General features: G+C 64.3%; 4 protein-coding genes. 2 read left to right on the forward strand and 2 right to left on the reverse strand.

Annotation, left to right across the window (positions count from 1 at the left end):
- Nucleotides 1-87: 87 nt before the first annotated feature.
- Entirely contained in the window at nucleotides 88-1,608 is a 1,521-nt protein-coding gene (locus ABNS06_RS01205; protein WP_348672127.1) for a leucyl aminopeptidase, read from the reverse strand.
- A 491-nt stretch (nucleotides 1,609-2,099) separates the two neighbouring features.
- Here ABNS06_RS01205 and lptF point away from each other — a divergent pair, with 491 nt between their 5' ends.
- Both lptF and lptG read left to right on the forward strand, forming a co-directional pair.
- Entirely contained in the window at nucleotides 2,100-3,194 is a 1,095-nt protein-coding gene (gene lptF, locus ABNS06_RS01210; protein ID WP_348672128.1) for an LPS export ABC transporter permease LptF, read from the forward strand.
- Complete coding sequence (lptG, locus tag ABNS06_RS01215; RefSeq protein WP_348672130.1) at nucleotides 3,191-4,267, forward strand: LPS export ABC transporter permease LptG; 1,077 nt, start codon at nucleotides 3,191-3,193, stop codon at nucleotides 4,265-4,267. The genes lptF and lptG overlap by 4 nt, the downstream gene beginning before the upstream one ends.
- Here the strand turns inward: lptG and ABNS06_RS01220 are convergent.
- On the reverse strand, nucleotides 4,264-4,762 hold a 499-nt coding region (locus ABNS06_RS01220; RefSeq protein WP_348672132.1), incomplete at its 5' end, for a TatD family hydrolase. The two genes, lptG and ABNS06_RS01220, sit on opposite strands and share 4 nt — an antisense overlap.

The raw sequence follows: 4,762 nt of genomic DNA on the forward strand, positions 1-4,762 counted from the left end.
CATCGCGTCATGCCGACCGTCCGCGACAAAAAAGGCCGGCAGCGATTGCTGCCGGCCTTTGGATACCGCGAAGGGTCTGCGAGCCGGTCAGGCCGCCTTCTGCTTCTCCAGCCGATCGAGCAGAAACTGCACCAGCAGTCCCACCGGTCGACCCGTGGAGCCCTTGGTGGCGCCGCCGCTGGTCCAGGCCGTGCCGGCGATGTCCAGATGCGCCCATTTCTGCTTGCGCATGAAGCGATGCAGGAAGCTGGCGGCGGTGATCGCGCCAGCCCCCGGGCCGCCGATGTTGGCGACATCGGCGAACGGGCTCTTGAGCTGCTTCTGGTAGTCCTCCCACAGCGGCATTTCCCAGGCGCGGTCGTAAATCGACTCGCCGGCGCCCAGCAGCGCCCGCGCGAGCGAGGACTGGTTGGAGAACAGCCCGGTCGCGTGCGCACCCAGCGCGACGACGCAGGCGCCGGTCAGCGTGGCCATGTCGACGATGACGTCGGCGTCGTAGTTGCGCTCGGCGTAGGTGAGTGCGTCGCAGAGGATCAGCCGGCCCTCGGCGTCGGTGTTCAGAATCTCGATGGTGATGCCCGACATGCTGGTGACGATGTCGCCCGGCTTGTTGGCGTCGCCGTCCGGCAGGTTCTCGGAACTGGGGACGATGCCGACCACGTTCATGGGCAGGTCGAGTTCGGCCAGCGCGTGCATCGCGCCGAATACCGAGGCGCCGCCGCACATGTCGTACTTCATCTCGTCCATCTTCGGGCCGGGCTTGATGCTGATGCCGCCGGCGTCGAAGGTCAGACCCTTGCCGACGAAGATCACGGGCTTCTGGTTCTTCGGCCCGTTCATGTATTCCATGATGATCAGCTTGGCCGGCTGGCGGCTGCCCCGGGAGACGGAGAGCAGGGCGCCCATGCCGAGTTCTTCCATCTCGGCTTCTTCCAGCACGCGCGTCTTGATCTTGCCGTAGTCCTTGGCGAGCTGCTTCGCGTGTTCGGCCAGGAAAGTCGGGGTGCAGATGTTGCCCGGCAGATCACCCAGCCGGCGTGCGGTGGTGACACCCTTGGCGATGCCCAGTGCTTCGGTCAGTCCGACCTCACCTTCATCGAGGTCGCTGCGGCGGGGGACGTCGAAGGTGAGACGCTCGATCTTCGGACTCTCGATGCCAGCACGTGCTTCCTCGCCCCGGCATTCGGTGAAGCTGTAGAACGCGGCTTCGGTGACCAGTGCCGCCTGCTTGACCTTCCAGCCATGCGAGCGGCCCTTGACGTTGGCGTGGGTCAGGTAGCTCACCGCGTCCTTGGCGCCGCACTTCTTCAGCGCCTTCGCCGCCGCCGTGCAGGCGCCGCGAAAGTTTGCGTCGTCCAGGTCGCGCTCCTTGCCCATGCCGACCAGCAGCACGCGGTCGCAGAACATGTTGGGCAGGTTGTGGAGCATCAGCGTCTGGCCGAGCTTGCCGTCCATGTCGCCACGACGCATGACACTGCCGATGGCTCCCGCGCTCACGTGGTCCAGCGTACCGGCGGGGATCGAGGTCTTGCGGCGGTCGAACACGCCGACGACAACGCAGCCGACACGCTGTTTCTCGGGATGGCCACTCTTGACAAAGTATTCCATGTGTCGTCCTTTCTCCTTGGTATTAAACTGACACAAATGCAGCAGCCGACCCTCCAAGGAGCGTCGGCTTCGGGATCAGCGTTTCGAGCCTCCGGGCATCGAGCTGATGACGGGACTAACCGTTTTCCGGCTTTCCAGCCGTTGCGCCTCATTCTAGGGAAACACTGACTGATTCGCATCGCCAAGTTGTTTCCTGAAATTTGGCCAGGCAAGGCGCGAGGAGAGATGTATGGTCCATCCATATGAACGACGAGCAACGCCGCGTGGCCAAATTTCAGGCGCAATCCGCATGGAACGGGCCGGTGGTCCCGCAATCCTGCGTTGTCGCTCGCTTTCTTGGAGTGACCAAGCGGCACTCGCTCCGCCTTGTCTTGCGCGACCACCGGCTCCGTCTTGGTGATGCGAATCAGTCAGTGTTTCCCTGCTGGTTCGGCTTTTTTTCATCACCTGATCCAGTCTGAACAACGACCTCAACTCTTGATGACCGCTGAATGCGTCCGCTGATTCTCGATCGCTATCTGTTTCGCGAGGCCGGTCTGACCTGGGTCGCGGTGACCCTGGTGCTGTTGGCGATCATGCTTTCCACGCGTTTTGCCCGCTTCCTGGGTCTTGCGGCCAGCGGCGAGTTGCCGGAAACGCTGCTTTTGCAGGTGGTGGCGCTTTCCAGCGTCCAATATCTGGTGATCCTGATTCCGGTCTCGTTGCTGCTGGCCGTGATGCTGGCGCTGGGGCGTCTGTACCGCGACAGCGAAATGGCCGCGATTGCTGCCTGCGGTGTCAGTCTCGGCACGCTTTACCGACCGTTCATCCGGCTCGGCATCGCCCTGGCGGCATTGACCGCGATTCTCAGTTTTGCGCTGTCTCCCTGGGCCGGGCGTACCGCCGATTACTTGATCAAGCGTGCGCAGCAGGAGATCGCGTTTTCCGCGTTCGAGCCGGGGCAGTTCCGAACCATTCCCGGCGTCCCGGCCGTGTTCTACGTGGAGAGGCGGGATGCGGCGCAGGGGACGATGGAGCAGATTTTCGTGCGCAGCTTCGGCGAGGCGAGGGCGGGTGTGCTGATTGCCCAGCAGGGCCAGGAGTCCATCGATGCGGATTCCGGGGATCGTACCCTGGCACTGCGTGATGGCTACCGCTACGAAGGGCAGCCCGGAGAGGCGGCATTCAGCGTGCTGTCCTTCGCCGACAACGGGTTCCGGTTCCCGGCCCCGAGTTTCGTCTACGAGGTCGGCAAGCGAAAGATCGCCGCGACGACGGATCTGCTGGCCTCCGCCCAGGCCGAGGATATCGCCGAGTTGCAATGGCGGGCCTCCTCACCGATCACGGTGCTGCTGCTCGCGTTGCTGGCCGTTCCGCTGGCCCACACTTCGCCACGCCAGGGTCGCTACGCCAAGCTGATTCTCGGGATCGCCGCCTACATCGGTTACGTCAATGTGCTGGGCGTGGCGCAGGCCTGGGTGGGCAAGGGCCTGATCCCGGCCTGGCTCGGCATGTGGTGGGTGCACATGCTGGTGGCGCTCGCCGTGGTGTGGCTCTATCTCTATCGGGACGGCAGGCTGCGGATGCCGGGGCGGCGCGCCGCATGAAACGCGTCGACGCCTATCTGCGCCAGTCCGTCTTCACGCTGACGCTGGTCGTCGGCGCCGCGCTGCTGGCGATCTCGACGTTCATCACCTTCGTGACGGAACTCGAGGACCTGGGGCGCGGGCAGTACGGGATTGGCCCGATTCTGCAATACGTGGCGTTGCAGATACCGGAGACGGTGTATGTGATGTTCCCGGTGATCGCGCTGCTCGGCACCTTGATGGGGCTGGGCGCGCTGGCGGCCAATTCCGAACTCGTCGCGATGCGGGCCGCGGGAATTTCCGTGACCCGCCTGGCCTGGGGCGTGGCCAAGGCGGGTGTCGCGATCGGCATGCTGGCATTCGCGCTGGGCGAGTTCCTGGTACCGGTCACCACGCCGCTGGCGGACGAGATTCGCAGCGTGGCGCGCTACGGCGAGAGCGCAAGGGGCAGCAAGGACGGTGTCTGGCTGCGCGATGGCCGGCATTTCGTCTTTATCGGCGAATTGTTGAGCGAGCGGGAGATTCGCCAGGTCGAGCTGTTCCGACTGGGTGAGGACGGCAGCCTGGACGCGGCCATCGCGATCGAATCGGCGGAGTACGACGAGGATCACTGGACCTTCAACGGCGTCCGGCGCACACGTTTTCTGGAGGATGAAATCCAGGTGGAGACGGCCGACCAGGAGCCCTGGCCGACTGATCTGACGCCCGATCTCACCCCCGACGTGCTGCGCCTGTTCGTGTTGGAGTCGGAGAGTCTGTCCGCCTGGGGATTGTGGCGCTACATGGACTATCTGGAGAGCAACGGCCTGGATGTCGAAGGCTCGGCTCTCGCGTTCTGGCGCAAGCTGGCCACGCCGATCACGGTGATCGTGATGATGCTGGTGGCGGTGCCGTTCGTCACCGGTTCGCTGCGACAGGGTGGCGCCGGTCAGCGCCTGTTTGTCGGCGTGCTGTTCGGCGTCGGCTTCTATCTGATCAATGAGGTGACATCGAGTACCGGCCTGATCTATGGGCTCTCGCCGGTGGTCACGGCATTTCTGCCCACCGCGGCCGTCGCGGCGCTGGTCGCCATTCGGCTACGGTCGATGCGCTAGCCAGCCAGGCGGAAAAAACGTCTGGCCGTGGCGGTTGTCGACGCTTGAACCGCCGCGGGTTCCTGCCCGGTTGCCGTGGCGATGGTGTTGGCGATCTCGCCCAGATGCATGGGTTCGTTGCGACGGGTTTTCGGTTTCGGGCGGATCGTGCGCGGTAGCAGGTAGGGGGCGTCGGTCTCGATCATCAAGCGGTCGTGCGGGATGTCGCCGACACAGTGAAGCAAGTGTTGTCCGCGTCGCTCATCGCAGATCCAGCCGGTGATGCCGATGTGGCAGTCCAGGGCCAGATAGTCGTCGAGCGCAGCCGCCGTATCGGTGAAACAGTGCACGACGCAGTCCACCAGCGACCGCCGGTACTCCGAAAGCATCGGCAGGAAATCGGCGTGCGCTTCCCGCTGATGCAGGAACACCGGCAGATGGTGTTCGATCGCGATCTCCAGCTGCGCGGCGAACGCATCACGTTGCGCCTTGCGCGCTGACAGGTCGCGGAAATAG

The organism is uncultured Abyssibacter sp. (assembly GCF_964000955.1).
Classification (GTDB): domain Bacteria; phylum Pseudomonadota; class Gammaproteobacteria; order Nevskiales; family OUC007; genus Abyssibacter.

Bases quoted from the DNA above. Each gene is read 5' to 3' on its own strand.
- ABNS06_RS01205 (WP_348672127.1), bottom strand. From the start codon at position 1,608: ATGGAATACTTTGTCAAGAGTGGCCATCCCGAGAAACAGCGTGTCGGC.
- lptF (WP_348672128.1), top strand. From the start codon at position 2,100: ATGCGTCCGCTGATTCTCGATCGCTATCTGTTTCGCGAGGCCGGTCTG.
- lptG (WP_348672130.1), top strand. From the start codon at position 3,191: ATGAAACGCGTCGACGCCTATCTGCGCCAGTCCGTCTTCACGCTGACG.